This is a genomic window from Saccharothrix coeruleofusca (assembly GCF_017876325.1).
In the GTDB taxonomy this organism is placed as follows: Bacteria; Actinomycetota; Actinomycetes; order Mycobacteriales; family Pseudonocardiaceae; genus Actinosynnema; species Actinosynnema coeruleofuscum.
In genome coordinates this window covers 6,981,315-7,007,198 of the sequence record NZ_JAGINV010000001.1, presented here as the reverse complement: position 1 = coordinate 7,007,198, position 25,884 = coordinate 6,981,315, and the positions used below count along the sequence as shown (strand labels likewise).

Sequence of the window (25,884 nt, the reverse complement as noted above, 5' to 3'; positions counted from 1 at the left end):
TCGTCGGGGTCCACGGTCACCGGTCGTGGGCGGGCCCACAACGACCGAAGATCAACATGTGGACAACCGGGGGCCCTGTGGACAACTCGGCGCGATGAGAGCGCTCCCGCTCGCAGCGGACGCGGAGGTGCGAAATGCTGGGGGATTTGGCGGGAAAAGGGCCCGGCGGTCCAGCGAGCGGCGGCGGCCACCCGAGTCCGGACATGGGACGACCCCCGCCAGGGGGGAGGGACGGGGGTCGTCATTGGTTCAGTCCCGGGGGGTCGGACTGAACCCGTCCGGTCGAGCCGGACCAGTCCTACTGTATCCCCCCGCGCCAGGGTCATGCGCGTCTTCCGTTAGAGGGACAGAAAAAATTCGGGGGGCCGCATCACCTTCGGTTCGTAAACCTTCGAACGTAGGCGTCCATCCGGGTCTCGCCCGTGCGCCCTTAAGCTGGAGCCGTGACCGAGCACCCGAACGACGGCGACGCCAATGAAGGTGACGCCAGCGGAGGACGTCGAGTCGCCGCGTTCTTCGACCTGGACAAGACGGTCATCGCCAAGTCGAGCACGTTGGCGTTCAGCAGGCCCTTCTTCCAAGGCGGCCTGATCAACCGGCGGGCGGTGCTCAAGAGCGCCTACGCGCAGTTCGTCTTCATGCTCGCGGGCGCCGACGCGGACCAGATGGACCGGATGCGCTCCCACATCACCGCGCTGTGCGCGGGGTGGGACGTCGAGCAGGTCCGCGCGATCGTCGACGAGACCCTGCACGACATCGTCGACCCGCTGGTCTACAAAGAGGCCACCCAGCTCATCGGCGACCACAAGGACCAGGGCCACGACGTGGTCGTCGTCTCCGCGTCCGGCGAGGAAGTCGTCTCCCCCATCGCGGAGATGATCGGCGCGACGCGCAGCGTGGGCACGCGGATGGTGGTCAACGGGGGCCGCTACTCCGGCGCGGTCGACTTCTACTGCGCGGGCGAGAACAAGGCCATCGCGGCCAAGCAGCTGGCCGCGGAGCACGGCTACGACCTCGCGGAGTGCTACGCCTACTCCGACTCGGTGACCGACCTGCCGCTGCTGGAGGCCGTCGGCCACCCCACGGCCGTCAACCCCGACCGCGCCCTGCGCAAGGTCGCCGCCCAGCGCGGCTGGCCCGTGCTGACCTTCTCCGACCCGGTGTCGCTCAGGGCCCGCCTGCCGCGCCCGTCCGGCGCCGCGGTGGCGGTCACCGCGATCGGTCTCGGCGCGGCCACGGCGGCCGCCGGGGTGGCCTGGTACGGACTGCGCAGGCGGCGCAAGAACTGATTCACCCCGCTGTGCCCCGCTCAGCGGTACCTACGGCGGAAACCCCTGTCGCACAAGAACATCCGCTACTCACCGTTGCTTGACCGGTGCACCCCATCGAGCCCTTGATGTGACGGCGGGCACGGACTACAAAGGAAGTGCGGACCTCGGGTCGGCCGGGACCGGGCGAAGAGAAGCCCAGCTCCTCCCTGACAGAGCTCCGTGCGCGGACGTCGAGCACCCACGCGCAGCACGCCGCGGGAGGCTTGTCGTCTAGGGCCTGCGTACCGGGACGCCGGACGCCGAGGCCAGGTTGGTACGACACGAGTTGCACGCTTGGTAACTCGAACGTCCGCGCTGCCGGCGGTGCCCTCACGCGAGTGGGGGCATCGCCTGTTTCATGCCCGTGGAAACCGCACCATCGAAGGACGAGCGCGAGCCGGAAATCGTCGGGGCCGCCCCGCACAATGGCCGCACGACGGCGATGAGGCAACGTTGACCCGCCACTGTGGCGTGGGTAACTTGCCGATTGCGTCCACCAGTGGTGGAACATCGCCAAGTGGGGAGGCCACCGTGCTCCGGCTCCGCCGAACGCTCGTCGCCACCGCCGTGGCCGCGGCCTCGCTCGCCGCGCCACCGGCCACCGCCCAGGCGCCCGCCGACGCGGCCGGGGCCGCGCGGCTGGGCACCACCGCCATCAGCGCGCTCCTGCGGGGCATGTCCCTGGAGGAGAAGGTGGGCCAGCTCTTCGTCACCTACGTGCACGGCCAGGCCGCCGACGAGGCGCACCCCGGCAACCAGCGCGACTTCGGCGTGGGCACCGCCGCCGAGGTGGTCGCCAAGTACCGGCCCGGCGGGGTCGTCTACTTCAACAACTCCAGCTACGACAACATCGACACCCCGGCGCAGATCGCCGCGCTGTCCAACGGGCTGCAGCGGGCCAGCCGCATCCCGCTGGCCATCTCCACCGACCAGGAGATGGGCATCGTCACCCGCATCGGCCCGCCGGTCACCCAGTTCCCCGGCAACATGGCGCTGGGCGCGGGCCGCCGCGCCCAGGACGCCGAGAAGGCCGCCGAGATCACGGCGCGCGAGCTGCGGGCGATGGGGATCAACCAGGACTTCGCCCCGGACGCGGACGTCAACTCCAACCCGGCCAACCCGGTGATCGGGGTGCGCTCCTACTCCGGCGACCCGGCGCTGGCGGCCACCATGACCGCCGCCCAGGTGCGCGGCTACCAGCAGCACCCGCTGACCCGCACCGGCGTGTCGGCCACCGCCAAGCACTTCCCCGGCCACGGCGACACCGCCGAGGACAGCCACACCAGCCTGCCGACCGTGGACCGCACCGCCGAGCAGTGGCGCGCGGTGGACGCCGAGCCGTTCCGGGCGGCCATCGCCGCGGGCGTGGACTCGATCATGACCGCGCACATCCGGATGCCGCTGATCGACCCGTCCGGCGAGCCCGCCACGCTGTCCCGACCGGTGGTGACCGGTCTGCTGCGCGAGGAGCTGGGCTACGACGGGGTGGTCATCACCGACTCGCTGGCCATGGCGGGCGTGCGGCAGCTGCACCCCGACGCGGAGATCCCGGTGCTGGCCCTCAAGGCGGGCGTGGACCAGCTGCTCATGCCGGTCGACCTGCGCGTGGCCGTGGACAGCGTCGTCGCCGCGGTGCGCGGCGGCGAGCTGACCGAGCGGCGCATCGACCAGAGCGTGCTGCGGGTGCTGCGGATGAAGTTCCTGCGCGGGATGCTCACCTCCCCGCCCGCGAGCGCGGACCCGAAGGTGGGCACCCCGGACCGGCTGGCGGTCGCGCAGGCCATCGCGGACCGGACGGTCACCGCCGTGCGCAACGACGCGGGCGTGCTGCCGCTGTCCGCCAAGCCCGCGTCCGCGCTGGTCACCGGCTGGGGCGAGACGACGACCCGAGCGCTGGCCGAGCGCTTCGCCGCCCGCGGCGCGGCGGCCACCGCGCTGCCCACCGGCTCCGCGCCCACCGAGGCGCAGATCGCGTCGGCCGCGCAGGCGGCGGCGGACGCGCAGGTCGTGGTGGTGCTGACCAACGCGCTGTCCCGCCAGCCCGCCCAGCAGGCGCTGGTGGCCCGGCTGCTGGCGACCGGGAAACCGGTGGTCGCGGTGGCCGTGCAGAACCCGTACGACGTGGCGCACACCGACGCGCCGACCTGGCTGGCCACCTTCTCCTACGGCGCGGTGTCGATGGAGTCCCTGGCCAGGGTGGTCTACGGCGAGGTCAAGCCCGCGGGCAAGCTGCCGGTGGACGTGCCCGGCCCGCGCCCGTACCCCTTCGGCCACGCCGTGGGCTGGTGACGCGCGTGGACCGCAGGGGATTCCTGGCCGGCGCGCTGGCCGTCCCCGCGCTGGGCGCGGCGTCCGCCCCGGCTTCGGCGGACCCGGCCTCGGCCGCCGGGGCGACGGCCACCGGCGCGGAGCAGCTGGCCGCGCGGGGCTGGCGGCGGTTCGCGGGCCGCAAGGTCGGCGTGCTCACCAACCCGACGGGCGTGCTGCGCGACCACACCCACGTCGTGGACTCGATGGTCGCCGCCGGAGTGCGGCCGGTGGCGGCCTTCGGCCCCGAGCACGGGTTCCGCGGCACCGCGCAGGCGGGCGGCTCGGAGGGCGACTACCTGGACCCGCGCACCGGCGTGCCGGTCTACGACGCCTACGGCGCGAACGCGACCAAGCTGGCGGGCATGTTCGCCAAGGCGGGCGTGGACACCGTGGTGTTCGACATCGCCGACATCGGCGCCCGCTTCTACACCTACATCTGGACCATGTACACCGCGATGCAGGCCGCGGCGGCCACCGGCGCGGCGTTCGTGGTGCTGGACCGGCCCAACCCGATCGGCGGCACGGCGCGCGGCCCGCAGCTGGACCCGGCGTACGCCACGGGCGTGGGCCGCAAGCCGATCGTGCAGCAGCACGGCATGACCGTGGGCGAGCTGGCCGGGTTCTTCGACGGCGAGTTCCTGCCCGAGGACGGCGGCCGGGTCGCCGAGCTGGACGTGGTCGAGGTGCGCGGCTGGCGGCGCGACCAGCTCGACACCGGCCTGCCGTGGGTGCCGCCCAGCCCGAACGTGCCCACCAGGGACACCGCCCTGGTCTACCCCGGCACGTGCCTGTTCGAGGGCGTGCTGTTCTCCGAGGGCCGGGGCACCACGCGGCCGTTCGAGACCGTCGGCGCGCCGGGGCTGGACTGGCGGTGGGCGGAGGACCTCAACGCGGCGGGCCTGCCGGGCGTGCGGTTCCGGGAGACCCACTTCGCGCCGACGTTCAACAAGTTCGCGGGCACCGCGTGCGCCGGGGTGGCGGTGCACGTCACCGACCCGCACCGGTTCGACGCCGTGCGCACCGGCGTGGCCATGATCGTGACCGCGAAGGCCCGCTACCCGCAGCAGTTCGGGTGGCGGCCGGACAACTGGATCGACAAGCTCACCGGCTCCGACCGGCTGCGCCGGATGGTCGACGCGGGCGCGGGCACCGACGAGGTGGTCGGCGCCTGGGCCGCGGAGCTGGCCGCGTTCCGGCACACCCGCCGCAGGTACCTGCGCTACCGGTGAGGAGACCGATGCGAGTTCCCGCCCTGCTGTTCGCGTCCGTGACCGCCCTGAGCCTGCTGAGCGTCCCCGCGAGCGCGACCGGCGCGGGAGGCCGCTTCGACCAGCCGCACGACCGCTTCGCGCCCGCGTGGACCGCGCTGCGCCCCGGCACGCCGCAGCGGGCCGGGCTGGACCCGGCGCCGGTCGAGGGCGCGTTGGAGGCGGTGCGCCGCTACACCGAGCCGGGCGCGGACGGCCACCCGCTGTTCGCGGGCGCGGTGACGCTGCTGGCGCACAACGGGGTCGTCGTCGCCCACCAGCCGGAGGGGTGGGCGGTGCGCTACGCGGACGCGGCGGGCACCGAGCTGCCCGAGGACCAGCGGGTGCCGATGGCCCCGGACACGATCTTCGACCTGGCGTCGGTGTCCAAGCTGTTCACCTCGATCGCGGTGATGCGGCAGGTGGAGCTGGGCCGGGTGGCGATCGACCGGCCGGTGGCCGACTACCTGCCGGAGTTCGGGGTCAACGGCAAGGCGTCGATCACCGTCGAGCAGCTGCTGACGCACACCTCGGGCCTGGAGCCGTGGCTGCCGCTGTGGCAGAGCTGGCCGGACCGGGCCGCGCGGGTCAAGGCGGTCATGGACGTGGCCCCCAAGACCCCGCCGGGCACCGCCTACGCCTACTCGGACCTGAACCTGATCACGCTGGGCGTGCTGGTGGAGCGGGTCGCGGGCAAGCCGCTGGACGCCCTGGTCCGCGAGGGCGTCACGGAGCCGCTGGGCATGGTCGACACCGGCTACAACCCGCCCGCGAGCAAGCTGGGCCGGATCGCGGCGACGGAGTTCCAGGCCAGCCCGCCGCGCGGCATGGTGCGCGGCGAGGTGCACGACGAGAACGCCTGGTCGTTGGGCGGCGTGGCGGGCCACGCGGGCGTGTTCTCCACCGCGCGCGACTTGGCGGTGCTGGGACAGGCGCTGCTCAACGGCGGCGCGTACGGCGGCAGGCGGATCCTCGAACCCGCCACGGTGGAGCTGATGCTGACCGACTTCACCGGTGATTTCCCCGGCAACTCGCACGGCCTCGGCTTCGAGCTGGACCAGCGCTGGTACATGGGCGCGCTGACCGCGCCGGGCACGGCGGGCCACACCGGGTACACGGGCACTTCGCTGGTGCTGGACCCGCTGTCGCGGTCGGTGGCGGTCCTGCTGACCAACCGGGTGCACCCGAGCCGGAACTGGGGCTCGGTCAACCCCGCCCGGCGCGCGGTGGCCGACGGGCTGGCGAAGGCGCTGGCGGTGAAGCCGCGGCGCGGGCCGTCGGCGTGGTCGCCGGTGGTCGCGGGCGGCACGCTGACCACGCGCGAGCTGCCGGTGCGCGGGACGCGGCAGCGGCTGGTGTTCAGCGCGTTCGTCGACCTGGACCCCGGCGACCGGGTGGTCGTGCAGGCGGGTGACGGCACCACCTGGCGGGACGTGGAGGTGCTGACCGGGTACGGCGAGCGGCGGTGGGAGCGGGTGGTGGTGGACACCGCGCCCGCGTCCCGGTTCCGCTGGGTGTACTCGCGGGGCACCGGCTACGGCGGCCGGGGCGTGCACGTCGACGCGGTGCGCGTGACCGACCAGCGGGGGCTGGTGCTCGACGCGGAGCGGGAGCAGGCCGGCCTGACGGCCGAGGGCTGGCAAGCCGTCAACAGGTAGTAACGATCTTCCCGATAGTCGATATCAACAGGGTGGATCGTGCTCGATCAGGGTGACAGCAGGGCACTCTACGTTGACCACTAGTCAATCGGTTAGTAAGTTTCCCACGTGGCCACCGAAAGCACCGACACCAGCCCCCTGGTGAAGATCCGCTCCCTGCTGCCCGGCCTGGCCCGAGCGGAGCAGCGGGTCGCCAAGGTCGTGCTGGACAACCCGGCGACCGTCGCGCACCGCAGCATCACCGAGGTCGCCGAGGCCGCGGGCACCAGCGAGACCACGGTGACCCGGTTCTGCAAGGCCATCGGCGTCGGCGGCTACCCGGAGCTGCGCATCGCGCTGGCCGCCGACACCGCCCGCACCGCCGCCCGCACCGACCGCGACCTCGGCGGCGACATCGGCCCCGGCGACGACCTGCGGCAGGTGGTGGGCAAGGTGGCCTTCGCCGACGCCCGCGCGGTCGAGGAGACCGCCGAGCAGCTCGACGTCGACACGCTGGAAGCGGTCGTCGAAGCGGTCGCGGGCGCGGGCCGGGTGGACGTCTACGGCTTCGGCGCCAGCGCGTTCGTCGCCTTCGACCTGCAGCAGAAGCTGCACCGCATCGGCCGCACCTGCTTCGCCTGGAACGACACCCACATCGCGCTGACCTCGGCCGCGGTGCTCAGCGGCGCGGACGTGGCGGTGGGCATCTCGCACACCGGCTCCACCGCCGAGACCGTCGAGGCGCTGCGGGTGGCCAAGCAGCACGGCGCGACCACGGTGGCGCTGACCAACTTCCCCCGCTCGCCGATCACCGAGGTCGCCGACCACGTGCTGACCACGGCGGCGCGCGAGACCACGTTCCGCTCCGGCGCGATGGCCAGCCGCATCGCCCAGCTCACGATCATCGACTGCCTGTTCATCGGGGTCGCCCAGCGGCACGTGGACAGCGCCAAGACCGCGCTGGAGGCCACCTACGACGCGGTGGCCGGGCACCGCCTGGGCAGCAGGCCGGACGGCAGGCGGCGCAGGGAGGCGGGTAAGTGACCTCACCCCCGAACGGTGTCGCGGTCCGGGTCGACTCCCCCACCGAGGCGCGCAACCCGCGGACCGAGGACATCGACCGGGTGTCCACGCTGGAGGTGCTCCGGCTGATCAACCAGGAGGACCGGCAGGTCCCCGACGCGGTGGCCGCGGTGCTGCCGGAGCTGGCGCGGGCCGTGGACCTGGCGGTGGTGGCGCTGCGCGGCGGCGGCCGGGTGCACTACGTGGGCGCGGGCACCTCGGGCAGGCTGGCCACGCTGGACGCCGCCGAGCTGCCGCCCACGTTCAACGCCCCGCCGGAGTGGTTCGTCGCCCACCACGCGGGCGGCGCGGAGGCGCTGGTCCGCGCGGTGGAGAACGCCGAGGACGAGGCGGCGGGCGGCGCGGCGGAGATCCGCAGGCACGCCGCCCCCGGCGACCTGGTGCTGGGCGTGACGGCGTCGGGCCGCACCCCGTTCGTGGTCGCCGCGCTGGAGCAGGCGCGCGCCCTGGGCGCCCGCACCGTGCTGGTGTCGAACAACCCCGACGCCGCGCCGGTCGACGTGGACGTGCTGATCGCGCTGGACACCGGCCCGGAGGCCATCGCCGGGTCCACCCGGATGAAGGCGGGCAGCTCGCAGAAGCTGGTGCTGACCTCGTTCTCCACCGCGGTGATGGTCAAGCTCGGCCGCACCTACTCCAACCTCATGGTGTCCATGCGGGCCACCAACGCCAAGCTGCGCGGGCGCACCGTGCGCATCCTGCGGGAGGCGACCGGCCTGGCCGAGCCGGAGTGCACCGCCGCGCTGGCCGAGGCGGACGGCGACCTGAAGGTGGCGCTGGTGCGCCTGCTCTCCGGCGTGCCGACCGCGCGCGCCGCCGAGGTGCTGGCCGCCGCCCACGGCCACGTCCGGCAGGCGCTCAGCCTGTTGGCACCGGGCGCCACGGGATAGGCGTCGACAGCACCATCGCGCTGGAGGTCTCGCCGTAGCCGCCGAGGCGGACCAGCAGGCGCTCCAGCTCGCTGATCGTGGTGGTGACGACCTTGACCACCGAGCAGATGTCGCCGGTCAGCCGCTGCACCTCGACCACTTCCGGGCAGTCGTCGAGCAACTCCGGGTGCACCGTGATGCACCGGGGGCCGTAGCACTTCATCCGCACCAGGGCGACCACCGGGCGGCCCACCGCCGTCGGGTCCACGGTGGCCCGGTAGCCGGTGATCACGCCCGCGTTCTCCAGCCTGCGCACCCGCTGCGCCACCGTCGGCGGCGACACGTGCACGCGCCGCGCCAGCTCGTTGTAGGACAGCCGCGCGTCCTCCTGCAGGGCGTCCAGCAGCGCCCGGTCCACCGCGTCCAGCTCCGTGCTCACGAATGAAAACTCCCGCCCGTCATGACTTTCCGAATGATAGAAGAACGGGCTTCGCAGGCACTTGATGGCCATTCAGCCGACGTGGAATCGCAGGCATCATGACGTCATGGAACAGACCTGCCCCGTAGCCCCGAAGCTGGACTTCGGGGGCACCACGCCGTACGAGGACTACGTGCACGCCTCGGTGCTGCACTCCCTGCAGCAGCAGGCTTCCGACGACCCGCGTGAGATGTCGTTCCTGGTCATCACCCAGATCATGGAGCTGTACTTCGGGCTGCTCTGCTTCGAGTGGCGGCAGGCGCAGAGCGAGCTGCGCGCCGACGACCTGCGCGCCGCCGTGCGCACCCTGCGCCGCAGCGACCTGCACATGCAGGCGTTGAACGCGGCCTGGCGGCCGATCGCCCGGATGACGCCCGCGGAGTTCAACTCCTTCCGGGACGCCCTCGGGGAGGGCTCGGGCTTCCAGTCCGGCCGCTACCGCGAGGTGGAGTTCCTGCTCGGCGAGAAGTCACGCTCGATGCTGGTGCCGCACCGCGCCGCGCCCCGGCAGCACGCCGCACTGGAGGCGCTGCTGCACGAGCCCAGCCTGTACGACGACGTGCTCGCCGCCCTGCACCGGCAGGGCCTGCCGGTCCCGGCCGAGGTGCTGGCGCGCGACGTCTCCCAGCCCTACGAGCCGCACCCCGACGTCGAGCGGGTGTGGACCGGGATCTACCGCGACGGCTCCCGCGACCTGCTGGAACTGGGCGAGGCGCTGACCGACATCGCCGAGGAGTTCGCCCGGTGGCGCTACGACCACCTGCTGGCCACCCGGCGCTCGATGGGCGCCAAGGTCGGCACCGGCGGGTCAGCGGGCGTGGCGTGGCTGGAGAAGCGCACCCAGCGGTCGGTGTTCCCGGAGCTGTGGACCGCCAGGAGCTACGTGTGAACGACCCGCTGGCGCACGTCCGCGCGCTGTTCGACCTCGACGACGACGTGGTCTACCTGGACGGCAACTCGCTGGGCGCGCCCCCGCGCGCGGTGGCCGAGCGGATGGCGCACGTGGTGCGCCACCAGTGGGGGCGCAGGCTGATCCGCGGCTGGTCCGAGGGCTGGTGGGAGGCTCCGCAGCGGGTCGGCGACCGGATCGGGCGGCTGGTCGGCGCCGCGCCTGGCCAGGTGGTGGTGGCCGACTCCACCAGCGTCAACCTGTTCAAGGCGCTGATGGCGGCGGCGCGGGGTTCGGACCGGGCGGAGATCGTGGTCGACGCGGGCACCTTCCCCACCGACGGCTACCTCGCGCGGTCGGTGGCCGAGCTGACCGGCCTGGCGCTGCGGTCCGCGCCGCCGGACCGGCTGGAGCTGACCGAGCGGACCGCGGTGGTGCTGCTCAACCACGTCGACTACCGCACCGGGCGGCTGCTGGACATGGCCGCGCTGACCGAGCGGGCGCACGCCGTGGGCGCCAAGGTGGTGTGGGACCTGTGCCACAGCGTGGGCGTGCTGCCGATCGAGCTGGACGCGCTGGGCGTGGACCTGGCGGTGGGCTGCACGTACAAGTTCCTCAACGGCGGCCCCGGCTCGCCCGCGTTCCTCTACGTGCCGACCGCCGCGCAGCCGTCGTTCGAGCAGCCGCTGACCGGGTGGAACGGGCACCGCGAGCCGTTCGCGATGGCCGAGGACTACCGGCCCGACCCCGGCGTGGCGCGAGCCCGCGTCGGCACCCCGGACATCCTCTCGCTGCTGGCGCTGGACGCCGCGCTGGACGTGTGGGACGGGGTGGCGCTGGCCGACGTGCGGGCCAAGGGCCTGGCGCTGACCGCGCACTTCATGGCGCTGGTGGAGGACCTGCCGGGCATCGAGGTGATCACCCCGAGGGACGAGTGGCGCGGTCACCAGGTGTCGCTGCGGCACCCCGAGGCGCGGCGGTTGACCGGTGAGCTGGCCGACCGCCAGGTCATCGGCGACCACCGCCCCCCGGACGTGCTGCGCTTCGGCTTCGCCCCGCTCTACAACAACTTCGACGAGGCCGAACGCGCCGCCACCACCCTCGCCAAGCTGCTCTGAGCGTCTGCAAGTACTACCCGACCGCTGTTCTGGGGCACTTGACTACTACCCGGGACCAGGCCGGGTGGTGCTGAGCCGGGTAGTAGTCAGCGGCCCGTTCTCCCGGGTCGGGTAGTACTTGCAGGCGTCAGGAGGTGGCGTCGGCGATGCCGCGGGCTTCGCGGGCGCCCGCTTCCAGGGCGGCGCACCAGAACAGGACCCAGCGGGCCACGCCTTCGGGGTCGCCGGTGGAGAAGTCGTGCAGGGCGGCGTCGTACTCGGTCTGCTTGCGCAGGCAGTGCACCTCGGGCACGCCCAGCGACTTGGGGTCGAGGCCGGAGGCGATGGAGGCCAGCCGCGACGCGGCGCGGGCGACCACGCCGTTGGCGGTGCCGAACGGCGACAGCGCCATCAGCTCGCCGTGCACCACGGCCACCAGCAGCGGGCCCGGCACCCGCGTGCCGCCGGTGACCAGGCCCGCGAGCAGGTCCAGCCGCTCGGACACGCCCGGCGCCAGGCGCGGCCTGCCCAGCTCGCCGCCCAGGTCCGCGCCCGCGAGCACGTGCAGCCTGGCCAGCGCCTGCAGCGGCGCGCGCTGCCAGGTGGGCAGGACGACGCCCAGCGCCTCGGCCACCCGCAGCGAACCCGCCAGCACGGGGTCGACGACCGCGCCGTCCTCGGGAATCCGGGTGGGGCCGCCGTCCAGGGCGGCGGAGGCGCGGGCGGCGCGCACGGACGCCTCGGCGGCGGTGGTCGCCCAGCCGCGCAGGTTCACCCGGTGCCGGTGCACCTGGAAGACGGCGTCGCGGGCCGCCGCCACGGCGTCGGTCACACCGGGCAGGTCCAGCAGCGGGGCGAGCGGGTCGGTCACCCGGAAAACACTACCCGCCGGTAAGTGGTTATTCGGAAATGGCCGGAATTGGCTGTTCCAGATGTCCACTTGGCGGCCTACCGTCGCAAGCATGACCTGGTACGACCGCCCCGTGCTGACCGGCCCGCACGTCCGCCTCGAACCGCTCACCCTGCGCCACACCGAGGGCCTGCTCGCGGCGGGGAAGGACCCGGACACCTGGACGTGGCTGAGCACCCGGCAGCCGACCGACCTGCCCGCGATGCGGCGCTACGTCGAAGCCGCGCTGGCCGACCCCGCGCGCCTGTCGTGGGCCCAGGTCGACCCGGCCACCGGCGAGGTCGCGGGCACCACCTCGTACTACGAGATCGACACCAAGCACCGCGGGCTGTGGATCGGCCACACCTGGATCGGCACGCGCTGGCAGCGCACCGGCCTGAACACGGGCGCGAAGCTGCTGCTGATGACCCGCGCGTTCGAGGAGCTGGGCGCGTTGCGGGTGGGCTGGCACACGGACGTGCGCAACCAGCGGTCGCAACGGGCGATCGAACGACTGGGGGCTGTGCGCGAGGGCGTTCTGCGGCACCATCGCATCCGTCCGGACGGGACGCTGCGCGACACCGTCGTCTACTCGGTCACCGCCGAGGAGTGGCCCGCGGTGAAGACACGATTGAGTGAGTGATGGGCATCACCTCTGTGCCGCTGGTCGCATGTGAGGTGTCGTTTAGCGGAACCGCACTGGTCAGCGCCCTCCCCTGCGGGTTACACAGTTACCCACGCGTTTCACCCCCGCCGAAATTGGTCTGAACCTATTGGGTGCGCAGTGAGCCGCACCGCACTACGTTCGGTGCGCACCCACGGCCAGGACTCAGGAGGTCTGCCCACCATGACCCAGCCGCAAGCCCAGGGACCGGCCCTGGACAACCTGCTGACCGAGAACCGGACGTTCCCGCCTGGCGAGGAGTTCGCCGCCCAGGCCAACGCCACCGCCGCGCTCTACGACGAGGCGCTGGCGGACCGCGAGGCGTTCTGGGCGAAGCAGGCGGAGCGGCTGACCTGGGACACCAAGTGGACGCAGGTGCTGGACTGGTCGAACGCCCCGTTCGCCAAGTGGTTCGTCGGCGGCAAGCTCAACGTCGCCTACAACTGCGTCGACCGGCACGTCGAAGCCGGTCACGGCGACCAGGTCGCCATCCACTGGGAGGGCGAGCCGGGCGACAGCCGCGCCATCACCTACGCCGAGCTCCAGCGCGAGGTGTCCAAGGCCGCCAACGCGCTGACCTCCCTGGGCGTGGGCGCCGAGGACCGGGTGGCGATCTACATGCCGATGGTGCCGGAGGCGATCTTCGCCATGCTGGCCTGCGCCCGCGTCGGCGCGATGCACAGCGTGGTCTTCGGCGGCTTCTCCGCCGAGGCGCTGCGCACCCGCGTCGAGGACTCCCAGGCCAAGCTGGTGATCACCACCGACGGCCAGTACCGGCGCGGCAAGCCCGCGCCGCTCAAGCCCGCCGTGGACGAGGCCGTGGCCAACGCAGGCAGCGTCGAGCACGTCCTGGTGGTCAAGCGGACCGACACCGAGGTGTCCTGGACCGAGGGCCGCGACCTGTGGTGGCACGACGTCGTCGACGCCCAGTCCGACCAGCACACCCCGCAGGCGTTCGACTCCGAGCACCCGCTGTTCATCCTCTACACCTCGGGCACCACGGGTAAGCCGAAGGGCATCCTGCACACCGCGGGCGGCTACCTCGTGCAGACCGCGTACACGCACTACAACGTGTTCGACCTCAAGCCGGACACCGACGTGTACTGGTGCACCGCCGACATCGGCTGGGTCACCGGGCACAGCTACATCGTCTACGGCCCGCTGGCCAACCGCGTCACCCAGGTCGTCTACGAGGGCACGCCCAACACCCCGCACGAGGGCCGCCACTGGGAGATCATCCAGAAGTACGGCGTGTCGATCTACTACACCGCGCCCACGCTGATCCGCACCTTCATGAAGTGGGGCGCGGACATCCCCGCCCAGTACGACCTGTCCTCGCTGCGCGTGCTGGGCAGCGTCGGCGAGCCGATCAACCCCGAGGCGTGGATCTGGTACCGGGAGACCATCGGCGCGGGCAAGACCCCCGTCGTGGACACCTGGTGGCAGACCGAGACCGGCGCCATCATGATCTCCCCGCTGCCCGGCGTGGTGGACACCAAGCCCGGCTCCGCGCAGCGCCCGCTGCCCGGCATCGGCGCGAAGGTCGTCGACGACCAGGGCGTCGAGGTCGCCAAGGGCGGCGGCGGCTACCTGGTGCTCGACCAGCCGTGGCCGTCGATGCTGCGCGGCATCTGGGGCGACGACGAGCGCTACCGCGACACCTACTGGTCCCGGTTCGCCGAGCAGGGCTACTACTTCGCGGGCGACGGCGCGAAGTACGACGCCGACGGCGACATCTGGCTGCTGGGCCGGGTGGACGACGTGATGAACGTGTCCGGCCACCGGATCTCCACCACCGAGGTGGAGTCGGCGCTGGTGTCCCACCCGACCGTGGCCGAGGCCGCCGTGGTGGGCGCGTCCGACCCGACCACCGGGCAGGGCATCGTGGCGTTCGTCATCCTGCGCGGCGGCGTGGCGCAGGACGAGGCCAAGGGCGAGGAGGCGATCAAGGCGCTGCGCGACCACGTGGCCAAGGAGATCGGCCCGATCGCCAAGCCCAGGCAGATCATGGTCGTGCCCGAGCTGCCCAAGACCCGCTCCGGCAAGATCATGCGCCGCCTGCTGCGCGACGTGGCGGAGAACCGGCAGATCGGCGACGTCACCACGCTGGCCGACTCGTCGGTGATGGAGCTCATCTCCAGCGGCCTGCAGTCGGGCAAGGGCGAGGACTGAGCCCGGAGAACTGAGCACGGAGAACTGAGCACGCCGGAACGGGGTGTCCCGCACTGCGCGGGGCACCCCGTTCCGGTTAGGGTGGTCGGCGGTGTGCCGGGAAGTCTGGTCGGCGAGTGGTTCCGCCGACCCCTGGAGTTGACGACTTGACCCGCGCCCAGCGTCCCGTCGCCGAGTTCGCCCGCTACCTGCGCATGGAGACCGTGGGCGGCGTGGTGCTGCTGGCCGCCACCGCCGTCGCGCTGCTCATGGCCAACTCGCCGCTGCGCGAGGTCTACACGGCGGTGCGCGACTTCCACGTGGGACCGGAGTCGCTGCACCTGAGCCTGAGCGTCGGCGACTGGGCCAAGGACGGGCTGCTGGCCATCTTCTTCTTCGTCGCGGGCCTGGAGCTCAAGCGCGAACTGGTCGTCGGGGAGCTGAGCGACTTCAAAGCCGCCCTCCTGCCCGTGGTGGCGGCGGTCGGCGGCATGGTCGTGCCCGCGGTGATCGCGCTGGCCGTGGGCTGGGGCCACCCCGGCGTGGAGCGGGCCTGGGCCATCCCGGTGGCCACCGACATCGCCTTCGCCCTCGGCGTGCTCGCCATCACCGCCTCCGGCCTGCCCAGCAGCCTGCGGGTGTTCCTGCTGAGCCTGGCCGTGGTCGACGACCTCGGCGCGATCATCCTCATCGCGGTGCTGTTCACCGCCCAGTTCAACGTGTTGGCGGCGGTCGCCGCGGTGGCGCTGCTCGCCCTGTACGCCTACCTCCAGCACCGCCGGATCACCACGCCGTGGCTGTACGTGCCGATCGCGGTGGGCACGTGGGTCGCGGTGCACGCGGCGGGCATCCACGCCACCATCGCGGGCGTCGCGCTGGCGCTGCTCACCCGCGTGCGCAAGGACCCCCACGAGCGCGAGGCCCCCGCGCTGCGCCTGGAGCACCGCCTCCAGCCGTGGTCGGCGGGCCTGGCCGTGCCGGTGTTCGCGCTGTTCGCGGCGGGCGTGCCGGTCGGCGCCGAAGCGCTGCGCGGGGTCTTCGCCGACCCGCTGGCGCTGGGCGTCGTGCTCGGCCTGGTGGTGGGCAAGGTGGTCGGCATCCTGGGCGCGTCGGCGCTGGCGGTGCTGTTCAAGATGGCCGTGTGGCCCAGCGGCGCGGGCCCGCGCGACCTCGCGGCGGTGGCCGTGCTCGGCGGCGTCGGCTTCACGGTGAGCCTGCTCATCGCCGAGCTGGCGCTGGACGGCGCCACCGCCGAGCGCGCCAAGGCGGCCGTGCTGCTGGCCTCGCTGATCGCCTCGCTGCTGGCCGCCGTGCTGCTGGTGCGCCGCAGCCGGGTGCACCGGCGGGCGGCCTCGGGCGGCTGATCCCCCCGGTCGGGCGGCCTCGCGCCCGCGTGCATGGCACGATGAGCCGGTGACCACCGCGAGGGACAACACCAACGGCTCCGGGCTGCCACCTGTTCCGTCGATCCCGCTGACCGCGGAGAGCGCCGCCTCGATCGCCGGGGAAACCTCGATCGGCGGCCTCGTGCGCGACGCCACGGCCCACATGTCCACGCTGATCAGGGCAGAGGTCGAACTGGCCAAGTCCGAGGTGGCCGGCGAGCTGAAGAAGGGCGTCAAGGGCAGCGTCTACTTCATCGTGGCGCTGACCGTGCTGCTGTTCAGCTCGTTCTTCTTTTTCTTCTTCGCCGCCGAGCTGCTGTCGGTGTGGCTGTACCGCTGGTTCTCGTTCCTGCTGGTGTTCCTGCTGATGCTGGCCACGGCGGGCTTCTTCGCCCTGCTGGGCGTGCGCAAGGTCAAGCGCCTGCGCGCCCCGCAGCGCACCATCGACTCGGCCAGGGACACCGTCGCGGCCATCCGGCACCGCGGCGACGGCCACTGACCCCGGCGCCGTGCGGCTCCCCCCGGACCCGTCCACGACGAGGGTCCCCGGCCCGTGGGCGCACCGCGACGTGTCGGCCAACGGCATCCGCCTGCACGTGGCGGAGCTCGGCGACGGGCCGCTGGTGCTGCTGCTGCACGGCTTCCCGCAGTTCTGGTGGGCGTGGCGGCACCAGCTGACCGCGCTGGCCGCGGCGGGCTACCGCGCGGTCGCGGTCGACCTGCGCGGCTACGGCGACTCGGACAAACCCCCGCGCGGCTACGACGGGTTCACCCTGGCCGGTGACGTCGCCGGGCTGGTCAAGGCGCTGGGCGCACCTCGGGCGCACCTGGTCGGCCACGCCTGGGGCGGAATGCTGGCCTGGACGGTGGGCGCGATGCACCCGCGCCTGGTGCACTCGGTCACCGCGATCTCCGCCCCGCACCCGCTGGCGCTGCGCCGCGCGGTCCGCAAGGACCCGCGCGGACAGGGCAAGGCGCTGGGTCACCTGTTCCGGTTCCAGCTGCCGGTCTACCCGGAGCGCAAGCTCACCGCCGACGACGGCGCGGCCGTCGAGGCCCTGCTGCGCGAGTGGTCCGGCCCCAAGTGGACGGTCGCGCCGGAGTTCGACGAGGTGGTGCGGCGCAACCGCGAAGCCGTGCTGGTGCCCGGCGTGGCGCACAGCGCGCTGGAGTACTACCGGTGGGCGGTGCGCTCCCTGCTGCGCAGCGACGGCAGGCGGTTCGCCGAGGCCGTGTCCCAGCGGCTGACCGCGCCCGTGCTCCAGCTGCACGGGGCGCTGGACCCGGTGATGCTCGCCCGGACCGCCCTGGACTCGGCCGACTGGCGCGGTCCGGGGTCGGTGTACCGGTGCGTGCAGGAAGTGGGCCACTTCCCCCACCAGGAAGCCCCCCAGACCACCACCGGGATGATCACCGACTTCCTGGCCGGGCTGTAGCGGTTCGCAGGGAGTAGGGGTCTAAAAGCGGCGCTCGCCGCGCGCGCAGCCCTGGTGCGTGGGCAAGTACTACCCGACGGGGTTGGCGGGGCCGGTAACTACTGCCCGAGGGGCGCGGAAGCGCCGGTCAGGGCGCGGAAGCGTGGGTCGGGGCGCGCGAATGTTGAATTCGGGGTGTCTGGAGGTTCGACTCGCGGGGGTGACACGCCCAACACGCCCATAGGCGGGTGACGCCGGGCGCGGGCGTGGTGGGCATCGTGCGAGGCCGCGGCGGGGGTGGGGCGGTTCTACACGGCGCAGGTCTGGGTGGAGACGCGGCGGACCAGGTTGGGGGCCTTGGCGACTTCTTCGGCGACTTCCTGGGCGGTCAGCACGAAGCCGGTTTCCTGGTCGTCCACGGCGGCGCCGAACACCACGCCCATGACGCGGCCCTGGGGGTCCACCAGCGGGCCGCCGGAGTTGCCGCTGCGGACCTTCGCGCGGACCGTGTAGACGTCCCTGGTGACGGTCTGGGCGTCGTAGATGTCCGGGCCGCGCAGCATCTGGATGCGTTCGCGCACGCGCGCCTCGGAGGCCGTGTAGGGGCCGTCGAGGGGGTAGCCCAGGACGATGCCGTCCTCGCCCTGCCGGATCTCGTCGCTGCGGAACCGCAGGGGCGCCGCGTTGAGGTCGGGCACGGCCAGGATCGCGATGTCGGTCTGCGGGTCGTAGTGCACCACCGTGGCGTCGAACTGGCCCCGGCCGACCTCCACGACCACCTCGCTGGTGCCCGCCACGACGTGCGCGTTGGTCATCACGCGCTCGGGGGAGATGACGAAGCCGGTGCCCTCCAGCGCCCGCGAGCACGACGGCGCCCGGCCGCGCACCTTCAGCACGCTGGGGCGCAGGTCCTGGACGACGGGGTTGCCGCTCAGCGTCGGGTCGGGCGGACCGACGTCCTTGAGCGGGGTGCGGTTGAACGGGTCCATCGCGGCGGGGAAGCCGGAGACGTCGAAGAGGTTCTGCAGGTCCTGCGAGAGGGTGCGGGCGGCCTGCGGCATGGTGTCGTTGACCGTGGACAGGATGACCGACTGGTTCAGCGCCTTGGCCAGCGACGGCAGGCCCGCCACCGCGGTCAGCGGCAGGGCGATCATCCAGGCCACCACGAACACGACCGCGCCCTGCACGATCGCGCCCAGCGCGTTGTCCGCGCCGCGCAGCGGACCGGAGTTGATCTTCGGCTTGATCGTGCGGCCGGTGTAGACGCCCAGCGTCTCGCCCAGCGCGACGAGCAGGACCACGATGCCGACCGCGAAGACCACCTTGGTCACCACGTTGTCGAACCGGGCCACCACCAGCGGCGCGACCTGGGTGCCCAGCACCAGGCCGAGCAGCACCCCGACGAACGCGGGCAGGGCGACCACCATGCCCTGCCGCGCGCCCGAGACCGCGGCGAACGCGGCGAGCGCCAGCACCAGCAGGTCTACCCAGTTCACGCCCTACCTCCACCCGGCGCTAAGTAGCAGCGCGCAGCGCTAGTTCCAGATCACGCACGTCGGAGGTGTCCCACGGGCGTTCCCAGCCCCCCAGCGCGAGCAGCCCGTCGAGCAGCCCGGCCGTGAAGCCCCACACCAACATGCCAGGAGCGGAGAAGGCGGGGCCGGAGTAGCCCGAGGAGTGGCGCACCCGGAACCTGTTCGCCGGGTCGGCCAGGTGCGCGATCGGCACCCGCGCCACCGCGGCGGTCTCCGCCGGGTCCACCGGCGCGACCGGCGAGGGCTGGTCCCAGTGCGCCAGCACCGGGGTCACCAGGAACCGGGACACCGGCACGTGCAGCTCGGGCAGCAGCGCCACCGGCCGCACCCCCTCGCGCAGCACGCCGGTCTCCTCGAACGCCTCGCGCAGCGCGGTGTCCACCGGCCCGTCGTCCTCCGGGTCGGCCGCCCCGCCGGGGAAGGCCACCTGGCCGGGGTGCGAGCCCAGGGTGTCCGCGCGGCGCAGCAGCAGCACGTCGGGACCGTCCTGGCCCTCGCCGAGCAGGATCAGCACGGCGGCGGGCCTGGCGGTGCCCGGCGGGGGCGGCGGCACGCGGGTGAACGCGCGCGCGTCGATCTCCGCCGTGGCCTTGACCAGCCGTGACATCCACTCCGGGAGGTCACCCGGTTCGACCTGCGCGGTCATCCGACCACCTCGCGCACCTGCTCCACCGAGGTGAACACGGTCGGGTCGGTCACCAGCCGCGACGAGCCGTCCGCCGCGAGCACCACGCTGGCGGGCAGCGCGTTGGGTGCGTGCAGCGCCTTGCGCACCGCGTCCGCTTCGTCGACCACCGAGGGCAGGCGCACGCCGAGGTCCGCGAGCAGTTCCAGGCCGTCCTCCTCCTTGCTCCGCACCTGCACCGCGAGGACCGGCACGGAGCCGGGCTGCTGGGCGTACTCGTCCAGCACGCGCAGTTCCTCACGACAGGGAACGCACCAGGGGGCCCAGAAGTTCACCAGAGCCCGTCCGGACAGCGCCGAGGCCACGTCCACGGTGCCGCCGTCGCTCATGCACACCGCGGTGACGCCCCGCAGCTGCGGGGGGCCGCCCTCGCCGCGCGGGCACGGCCGCAGCGCGGCCCGGTCGCGCGCCTGGCGCACGTCCTCGGGCGAGGCCGTGGTGCGCTGGCTGCGCGGCACCTCAGGGGTGGGTTCGTCGGGCGTGCGGGGCCACAGGGCGACCACGCCCGCAATCGCCAGGACCAGGACGACGACCGACCACCGAGCCGCGGAGCTCACCCCAGCTTCTCCCCCGCCCGGACCCGTTCGGCCAGTGCGATCAGGTGCTCGGCCTCCTCGCCCTTGACCAGCTTGGCGGCCTTGTCCGGGTCGACCTGGCCGATGCCGTAGGAGGGGCACAGCGGCGCGAGCAGGCAGGCCCCGCACGCGGGCGTGCGGGCGTGGCAGACCCGGCGGCCGTGGAAGATCACCCGGTGGGAGGCGATGGTCCAGTCCTTGCGCTCGATCAGCGCGCCCACCGCGTGCTCGACCTTGACCGGGTCCTCCTCCTGGGTCCACCCCCACCGGCGCACCAGGCGGCCGAAGTGGGTGTCGACGGTGATGCCCGGCACGCCGAAGGCGTCGCCGAGCACCACGTTCGCGGTCTTGCGGCCGACGCCGGGCAGCGTCACCAGGTCGGCCTGCCTGCCGGGCACCTGGCCGTCGAAGCGCTCCACCAGCGCCGCGCCCAGGCCCATCAGCGAGGTGGCCTTGTTGCGGAAGAAGCCGGTGGGCCGGATCAGCTCCTCCAGCTCGGTCCGGTCGGCGCCCGCGTAGTCGGCGGCGGTGCGGTAGCGCCGGAACAGCGCGGGCGTGACCTCGTTGACCCGCTTGTCCGTGCACTGGGCCGACAGCACGACCGCGACCAGCAGTTCCAGCGGGTTGGTGAAGTTCAGCTCGCAGTGCGCGCCGGGGTAGCCCTCGGCGAGGACGCGGACCGTGCGGCGGGCCCGGCGCACCAGCCCGAGCCGGGTCTCCTGGGTTTGGCGGCGGGTGGCGGGGGGCACGCAACCAATGTACGGGCGCACACGTCCTCCACTCGAAGCGGCTCGACACGCCGGACAAAGGACCCTGCCACCGCACCGGGTGACCGGATGCGCGAGGATCGGAGCATCATGACTGCCTGGTTCGTCATCGCCGTTCCGATCGTGATCATGTTCTTCGCGCTCTTCATGGAGCGCGTGGAAGCCCGTCTGCGGCACGTGGCCGTGCAGGAGGACGAAGTCGAGGAGTTCCTGGAGTCGGCCCGGCCGGACGAGGTCAGGGCTCTCTACGGGCACGGCATCGGCCGCGCGCTGGAGCTGTTCCGGCTGCGCAGGCTGGGCGGTCGTGCCAGGAACCTGCGACAGCGGCGGCCCCGCCGCTAGCAGGACCGACGGCGAGGCCCTCGGGACGTTCCCGCGGGCCTCTTCGGGCTGTCCGGGCTGCTGGTGGGTGGCGTGCCGAACGGCGCTTCCCGCCACAGCCCTTAGACTGCACCCAGTGATCGGCGGCAGGCGCTGATCCGCCATAAGGCGGAACGCGCTCAACCATGCCGCCGCGTCTCGACAGGAGGGACGAGGTGGACGAGACCCTGGCCCGCGCGGGCATCTTCCAGGGGGTTGAACCGGCTGCAGCGGAGGCACTGGCGCAGACGCTGGAGTCCGTTGAATTCCCGCGTGGCCATGTGATCTTCGCGGAAGGCGAGCCGGGCGACCGGCTCTACATCATCCAGTCCGGCAAGGTGAAGATCGGCCGGAAGTCGCCGGACGGGCGGGAGAACCTGCTGGGGATCTTCGGCCCGTCGGACATGTTCGGCGAGCTGTCGATCTTCGACCCCGGTCCGCGCACGTCCACCGCCACGACGGTGACCGAGGTGCGCGCGGTGAGCATGGACCGCCCCGCGCTGCGGCAGTGGATCACCAACCGGCCGGAGATCGCCGAGCAGCTGCTGAGGGCGCTGGCCCGCAGGCTGCGCCGGACGAACTCCATGCTGGCCGACCTGATCTTCACGGACGTGCCCGGCCGGGTGGCCAAGGCGCTGCTGCAGCTGGCGCAGCGCTTCGGCAGCCAGGAGGCGGGCCTGCTGCGGGTCACCCACGACCTGACGCAGGAGGAGATCGCCCAGTTCGTCGGCGCGTCGCGGGAAACGGTGAACAAGGCCCTCGCCGACTTCGCCCACCGCGGCTGGCTGCGCCTGGAGGGCAAGAGCGTGCTCATCCTCGACCCCGAGCGCCTCGCTCGCCGGGCCAGGTAGCGGCACGACAACCGCACCAGCCCACCCCGCTCCAGCAGCGCGGTTCCGGGTGGGCACCACGCGAGGCCGACTTCCAGGCGGCCGAGCCCGACCCGGCGGAGCCGGGTCAATCCAACAGAGCCTGGACGCCGCCCCCGACGCGGCGTTCCAGGCTCTGCTGTTCGCGCGGCCCATCCCCCGACAGTCCGCGCTAACCCGCACTCCCGGCGCTGGTAGGCCCCGACCCTGCAACGCCGGAAGTAGGGGTGGTTACCCGTTTGACTTGGCCGTGAAACCGGTCGGGCCCGCTGGTCGGCGGGGTGACCGATCGGCTCCAACGATCGCACGTTCCCTCCCCCGCCGCTCAAGGCCGTTCACTCTCAAGGAGTGCGAGGGGGCATCTTTCGCTGCCCTGTTTCACCCGGTCATCCGAGTGCCGTGACCTGATCGCGACCCCGGTGAGCGGTGGCGGAGCACACCGGAAACCATTTGGTACGCACGTACCACTCCAGGCATACTGGTACGCATGTCCCACTCTGCCCGCTTCTCCGACTACCGCGCTGCCCTGAGCACCCCCGGCATGCGTGGCCCGATCACGGCCTCGCTGCTGGCCCGCCTGCCGATCGCGATGATCGGCCTGTCGCTGCTGCTCTACGTGCAGCACGAGACCGGGTCGTTCGCGACCGCGGGGCTGGTGTCGGCGGGCGCGCTGGTCGGCGTGGCGGTGGGCTCGATCCTGCAGGGCAGGCTGATGGACCGGCTCGGCCCCACCCGCCCGCTGCTGGCCACGGTCGGCCTGTTCGCGCTGTTCGTGGCGGTGGCGGTGCTGGCGGTGGAGGCGGGCGCGGCGCCCGGCGCGCTGGTCCCGCTGGCGTTCGCGGTCGGGCTCACCGAGCCGATGGTGGGCTCCGCGTCCCGCTCGCTGTGGGCGGTGATGGCCCCGGCGGGCTCGGTGCGGCTGGCCGGCTACGCCTACGAGGCCATCAGCATGGAGGTCTTCTTCATCCTGGGCCCCGGCCTGGCGGGCGTGCTGGTCGCGGCGCCGTGGGCGGGCACCGGCGTGGTGGTCGGCGCGGCGTCGATGGTGGCGGGCGCGCTGTGGTTCGCGCTCAACCCGACCGTGCGCGCGGTCCGGCCGGTGCGCACCCGCGGCAGCCTGCTCGGCGCGCTGGCCTCGCCGGGGATGCGGACGGTCGCGCTGGCCGCGCTGGGCTTCGGCGTGACCATCGGGTTCATCGAGGTGGCCGTGCCCGCCGCCGCGGCGCGGGCCGGTCACGTGGGCCTGGGCGGGCTGCTGCTGAGCCTGTGGTCGATCAGCTCGGTGCTGTTCGGCGTGCTGTACGCGATGAAGCCGGTGCCGCGCGCCATGCACCTGCGGCTGCCGGTGCTGCTGGGCGGGTTCGCGCTGCTGTCGACGCTGCTGGCGGTGCCGACGACGCTGTGGGGCCTCGGGCTCGCGCTGTTCGCGGTGGGCACCCTGATCACCCCGCAGTCCACCACCCACTCGGCGGTGATCGAGCAGGTCGCGCCGCGCGGGACGGCCACCGAGGCGTTCGGCTGGGTGGTCACCGCGGTGACCGTGGGCCTGGCCGCCGGCCAGTCGCTCAGCGGCAGGCTGGTCGAGTCCCACGGCACGGGCTGGGCGTTCCTGGCCGCCTCGGGCTCCGGACTGGTGATCGCGGCGCTGGTCTGGGTCTTCCGCGGCACCGTCGCCACCCCCGCCGAGCTGCCCTCGCGCGAGGAAGTCGAACTGGTCGCCCGCTAGATCGGGAACTGTCGGTGGTGCGGTCTAGCTTCACCGCATGGACCTCACCGCCACCGCGGCGGACCTCGCCGCCGCCGCGTCCGACGTCGCCCGCCTGCTCCCCGCCCGCGTGCTCGACCCCGTGCTGGCCGGTCTCGTGCTGCGCGCGGACCCGCACGGGGTCGAGCTGGCGGGCAACGACCGCGAGCACGCCGTCCGGCTGACCCGCCCGGCCACCGTGCACACCGAGGGCGCGGTCCTGGTGCCCGCCAGACCGCTGGCGGAGACGCTGCGCGGACTGGCCGACCACCAGGTCAGGCTGGTTGTCGAGGGTTCGCGGCTGGCGGTGCGGACGCAGTCGGCCCGGTTCGCCCTGCCGCTGCTCGACCTGGCCGCGCACCCCGGCGTGCTGCCGCTGCCGCCGCTGGCCGGCCGGGCGCCGGGGGCGGCGCTGGCGGGCGCGCTGGCTGCGGTGTCCACGGCCGCCTCCAAGGACGACGCGCTGCCGGTGTTCACCGGGGTGCGGGTGCACGCGGCGGGCGAGCGACTGGAGCTGATCTGCACCGACCGCTACCGGATGGCGTTCGCGTCGCTGCCCTGGTCCGGCGGGGCGCTGGACGTGCTCGCGCCCGCCGCCGCGCTGGCCGAGGTGTCCCGGCGGTTCGGCGGCGGCGAGGTGGCCGTGCACGCCGACGCCGACCGGGTGGCCCTGGCCTGGGCGGGCGGCAGCGCGAGCACCGCGCTGCTGGCCGCGCCCTTCCCCGACGACCGGGCCCGCAAGCTGCTGGAGGCCGACGCGGAGAGCACCGTGCTGGTGGAGGCGGACGTGCTGGCGGGCGCGGTGCGCCGGGCGGCGCCCTACTCGGGCCCGCACGGGGCGGTGACCATCCAGGTGGACGACGGCGAGCTGCGGGTGCGGGGCAGCGACCCGCAGGCGGGCGAGTCGGAGGAGTCGGTCAAGGCGTCGGTGGACGGCAACCGGCTCACCAAGAGCTTCCAGGCGCGCTACCTGGCCGACGCGCTGCGGGCGTTCGGCGGCGGGCGGGTGGAGCTGCGCATCCGGGACGGTCTGCGGTCGACGGTGCTGACCTGCGACGCGGGCGAGGACGGGGTGGAGCTGACCTACCTGGTGGTGCCCCTGCGCACCCCGTGACCGGCCCCGGTCAGCCCCGCAGGTAGTCCAGCTGCGCGCGGACCGACCACTCGGCGGCGGACCAGAGCGCGCGGTCCACGTCGGCGTAGACCACTTCGACGACCTGGCGGGCCGTCGGCGGCCCGCCCAGCCGCTCGGTCAGCCGCTCGACGGCCGCGCGGACCTGGGCCAGGCGCAGCTCCCGGTGCGCGAGGTAGGCGCGGGCCGCGGTGCCCGCGTCCGGCAGCTCGGGGCCGTGCCCCGGCAGCACCGCCGTGCCCTCGGGCAGGTCGGCCAGCGCGCGCAGCGACTCCAGGTAGTCGCCCAGCCTGCCGTCCGGGTGCGCCACCACGGTCGTGCCGCGCCCCAGCACGGTGTCGCCGGTCAGCACGGCGTCGTCGAGCAGGAAGCACAGCGAGTCCGACGTGTGGCCGGGCGTGGCGAGGACCCGGATCTCCAGCCCGGCCGCGATCACCACGTCCCCGCCCGCCAAGCCCTCCTCGCCCAGCCGCAACGCGGGGTCCAGCGCGCGTACCGGGGCCTTGACCCGCTCGGCGAACGCTGCCGCGCCCTCGGCGTGGTCGGCGTGCCCGTGGGTGAGCAGGACCTGCGCGACCGGGCCGAGCGCGGCGATCCGGGACAGGTGGACCTCGTCCAGCGGGCCGGGGTCGACCACCACGCACGTCTCCTCGCCGGGGGCGCGCAGGACCCACGTGTTGGTGCCGTCCAGGGTCATCACCGAGGGGTTCTCCGCCAGCAGCACCGCCGCGGTCGGGGTGATCTGCCGCAGCACCCCGTAGGCCGGGTGGGCCAGCCGCTCGCCCTCGACGGG

The 25,884-nt window shown here is 73.3% G+C and carries 24 protein-coding genes; 17 read left to right on the top strand and 7 right to left on the bottom strand.

The window, feature by feature from the left end:
• The first annotated feature begins 443 nt into the window (after positions 1 to 443).
• The 6 genes from JOF41_RS32445 (at position 444) to murQ (ending at position 8,477) form a co-directional block, all read left to right on the top strand.
• A complete protein-coding gene (locus JOF41_RS32445) occupies positions 444 to 1,289 on the top strand; it encodes an HAD family hydrolase (protein WP_209623648.1) in 846 nt (281 codons plus the stop codon).
• Between the two features lie 696 nt (positions 1,290 to 1,985).
• Entirely contained in the window at positions 1,986 to 3,599 is a 1,614-nt protein-coding gene (locus tag JOF41_RS32440) for a glycoside hydrolase family 3 protein (protein ID WP_209624590.1), read from the top strand.
• Positions 3,600 to 3,604: 5 nt separating this feature from the next.
• Positions 3,605 to 4,849 (top strand): exo-beta-N-acetylmuramidase NamZ family protein, encoded by a 1,245-nt coding sequence (locus JOF41_RS32435; RefSeq protein WP_372448504.1) that lies wholly within the window; start codon positions 3,605 to 3,607, stop codon positions 4,847 to 4,849.
• An 8-nt stretch (positions 4,850 to 4,857) separates the two neighbouring features.
• Entirely contained in the window at positions 4,858 to 6,525 is a 1,668-nt protein-coding gene (locus JOF41_RS32430) for a serine hydrolase domain-containing protein (protein ID WP_209623647.1), read from the top strand.
• Positions 6,526 to 6,633: 108 nt separating this feature from the next.
• Positions 6,634 to 7,548 carry a MurR/RpiR family transcriptional regulator gene (locus tag JOF41_RS32425; RefSeq protein ID WP_189221285.1) on the top strand — a complete coding sequence of 305 codons (915 nt, stop codon included), beginning with the start codon at positions 6,634 to 6,636 and terminating at the stop codon, positions 7,546 to 7,548.
• On the top strand, positions 7,545 to 8,477 hold the full coding sequence (murQ, locus tag JOF41_RS32420; RefSeq protein WP_209623646.1) for an N-acetylmuramic acid 6-phosphate etherase: 933 nt from the start codon (positions 7,545 to 7,547) through the stop codon (positions 8,475 to 8,477). Before JOF41_RS32425 ends, murQ begins: the two co-directional genes overlap by 4 nt.
• Here murQ and JOF41_RS32415 read toward each other — a convergent pair.
• Positions 8,446 to 8,895 carry an Lrp/AsnC family transcriptional regulator gene (locus JOF41_RS32415; protein ID WP_209623645.1) on the bottom strand — a complete coding sequence of 150 codons (450 nt, stop codon included), beginning with the start codon at positions 8,893 to 8,895 and terminating at the stop codon, positions 8,446 to 8,448. The two genes, murQ and JOF41_RS32415, sit on opposite strands and share 32 nt — an antisense overlap.
• A 106-nt stretch (positions 8,896 to 9,001) precedes the next feature.
• Here JOF41_RS32415 and JOF41_RS32410 point away from each other — a divergent pair, with 106 nt between their 5' ends.
• Both JOF41_RS32410 and kynU read left to right on the top strand, forming a co-directional pair.
• Positions 9,002 to 9,823, top strand: coding sequence for a tryptophan 2,3-dioxygenase (locus JOF41_RS32410; RefSeq protein ID WP_189221287.1), 822 nt, complete (start codon positions 9,002 to 9,004; stop codon positions 9,821 to 9,823).
• A complete protein-coding gene (gene kynU / locus JOF41_RS32405; protein WP_209623644.1) occupies positions 9,820 to 10,941 on the top strand; it encodes a kynureninase in 1,122 nt (373 codons plus the stop codon). The genes JOF41_RS32410 and kynU overlap by 4 nt, the downstream gene beginning before the upstream one ends.
• 127 nt (positions 10,942 to 11,068) lie before the next feature.
• Here the strand turns inward: kynU and JOF41_RS32400 are convergent, their stop codons facing one another.
• The gene (locus tag JOF41_RS32400; protein ID WP_209623643.1) at positions 11,069 to 11,791 is read right to left on the bottom strand and encodes a Fic family protein; all 723 of its coding nucleotides are present in this window, start codon (positions 11,789 to 11,791) and stop codon (positions 11,069 to 11,071) included.
• Between the two features lie 91 nt (positions 11,792 to 11,882).
• On the opposite strand from JOF41_RS32400, the gene JOF41_RS32395 reads away from it, so the two are divergent.
• From JOF41_RS32395 to JOF41_RS32375, 5 genes are all read left to right on the top strand, one after another.
• Positions 11,883 to 12,452, top strand: a complete 570-nt coding sequence (locus tag JOF41_RS32395; protein WP_209623642.1) for a GNAT family N-acetyltransferase — start codon at positions 11,883 to 11,885, stop codon at positions 12,450 to 12,452.
• A gap of 204 nt (positions 12,453 to 12,656) precedes the next feature.
• Positions 12,657 to 14,645 (top strand): acetate--CoA ligase, encoded by a 1,989-nt coding sequence (acs, locus tag JOF41_RS32390; RefSeq protein ID WP_189221291.1) that lies wholly within the window; start codon positions 12,657 to 12,659, stop codon positions 14,643 to 14,645.
• 194 nt (positions 14,646 to 14,839) lie between these two features.
• Positions 14,840 to 15,988 carry a Na+/H+ antiporter NhaA gene (nhaA, locus tag JOF41_RS32385; RefSeq protein WP_189221735.1) on the top strand — a complete coding sequence of 383 codons (1,149 nt, stop codon included), beginning with the start codon at positions 14,840 to 14,842 and terminating at the stop codon, positions 15,986 to 15,988.
• A 49-nt stretch (positions 15,989 to 16,037) separates the two neighbouring features.
• A complete protein-coding gene (locus JOF41_RS32380) occupies positions 16,038 to 16,508 on the top strand; it encodes a phage holin family protein (RefSeq protein WP_189221292.1) in 471 nt (156 codons plus the stop codon).
• Between the two features lie 10 nt (positions 16,509 to 16,518).
• Positions 16,519 to 17,445, top strand: a complete 927-nt coding sequence (locus JOF41_RS32375) for an alpha/beta fold hydrolase (RefSeq protein ID WP_189221293.1) — start codon at positions 16,519 to 16,521, stop codon at positions 17,443 to 17,445.
• Between the two features lie 287 nt (positions 17,446 to 17,732).
• On the opposite strand, the gene JOF41_RS32370 is transcribed toward JOF41_RS32375, so the two are convergent.
• Genes JOF41_RS32370 through nth form a run of 4 tightly spaced genes read right to left on the bottom strand, consistent with a single transcriptional unit; the run spans position 17,733 to position 20,968 of the window.
• Complete coding sequence (locus JOF41_RS32370; RefSeq protein WP_189221294.1) at positions 17,733 to 18,920, bottom strand: MarP family serine protease; 1,188 nt, start codon at positions 18,918 to 18,920, stop codon at positions 17,733 to 17,735.
• Positions 18,921 to 18,939: 19 nt separating this feature from the next.
• A complete protein-coding gene (locus tag JOF41_RS32365; RefSeq protein ID WP_189221295.1) occupies positions 18,940 to 19,605 on the bottom strand; it encodes an NUDIX hydrolase in 666 nt (221 codons plus the stop codon).
• Positions 19,602 to 20,201 carry a TlpA disulfide reductase family protein gene (locus tag JOF41_RS32360; RefSeq protein ID WP_209623641.1) on the bottom strand — a complete coding sequence of 200 codons (600 nt, stop codon included), beginning with the start codon at positions 20,199 to 20,201 and terminating at the stop codon, positions 19,602 to 19,604. Before JOF41_RS32360 ends, JOF41_RS32365 begins: the two co-directional genes overlap by 4 nt.
• Positions 20,198 to 20,968, bottom strand: a complete 771-nt coding sequence (nth, locus tag JOF41_RS32355; protein WP_209623640.1) for an endonuclease III — start codon at positions 20,966 to 20,968, stop codon at positions 20,198 to 20,200. The genes JOF41_RS32360 and nth overlap by 4 nt, the downstream gene beginning before the upstream one ends.
• Before the next feature lie 108 nt (positions 20,969 to 21,076).
• Between nth and JOF41_RS32350 the strand changes: the two genes are divergently transcribed.
• The 4 genes from JOF41_RS32350 to dnaN all read left to right on the top strand — a co-directional run bounded on the left by JOF41_RS32350 (position 21,077) and on the right by dnaN (position 25,073).
• Entirely contained in the window at positions 21,077 to 21,328 is a 252-nt protein-coding gene (locus JOF41_RS32350; protein WP_189221298.1) for a hypothetical protein, read from the top strand.
• A 194-nt stretch (positions 21,329 to 21,522) separates the two neighbouring features.
• A complete protein-coding gene (locus JOF41_RS32345) occupies positions 21,523 to 22,197 on the top strand; it encodes a Crp/Fnr family transcriptional regulator (RefSeq protein ID WP_015097742.1) in 675 nt (224 codons plus the stop codon).
• A 505-nt stretch (positions 22,198 to 22,702) separates the two neighbouring features.
• Positions 22,703 to 23,941 carry an MFS transporter gene (locus JOF41_RS32340; protein WP_209623639.1) on the top strand — a complete coding sequence of 413 codons (1,239 nt, stop codon included), beginning with the start codon at positions 22,703 to 22,705 and terminating at the stop codon, positions 23,939 to 23,941.
• Between the two features lie 37 nt (positions 23,942 to 23,978).
• Positions 23,979 to 25,073, top strand: a complete 1,095-nt coding sequence (gene dnaN / locus JOF41_RS32335; protein ID WP_189221300.1) for a DNA polymerase III subunit beta — start codon at positions 23,979 to 23,981, stop codon at positions 25,071 to 25,073.
• A 10-nt stretch (positions 25,074 to 25,083) separates the two neighbouring features.
• On the opposite strand, the gene JOF41_RS32330 is transcribed toward dnaN, so the two are convergent.
• Positions 25,084 to 25,866, bottom strand: a complete 783-nt coding sequence (locus JOF41_RS32330) for an MBL fold metallo-hydrolase (protein WP_209624586.1) — start codon at positions 25,864 to 25,866, stop codon at positions 25,084 to 25,086.
• Between the last annotated feature and the right edge of the window lie 18 nt (positions 25,867 to 25,884).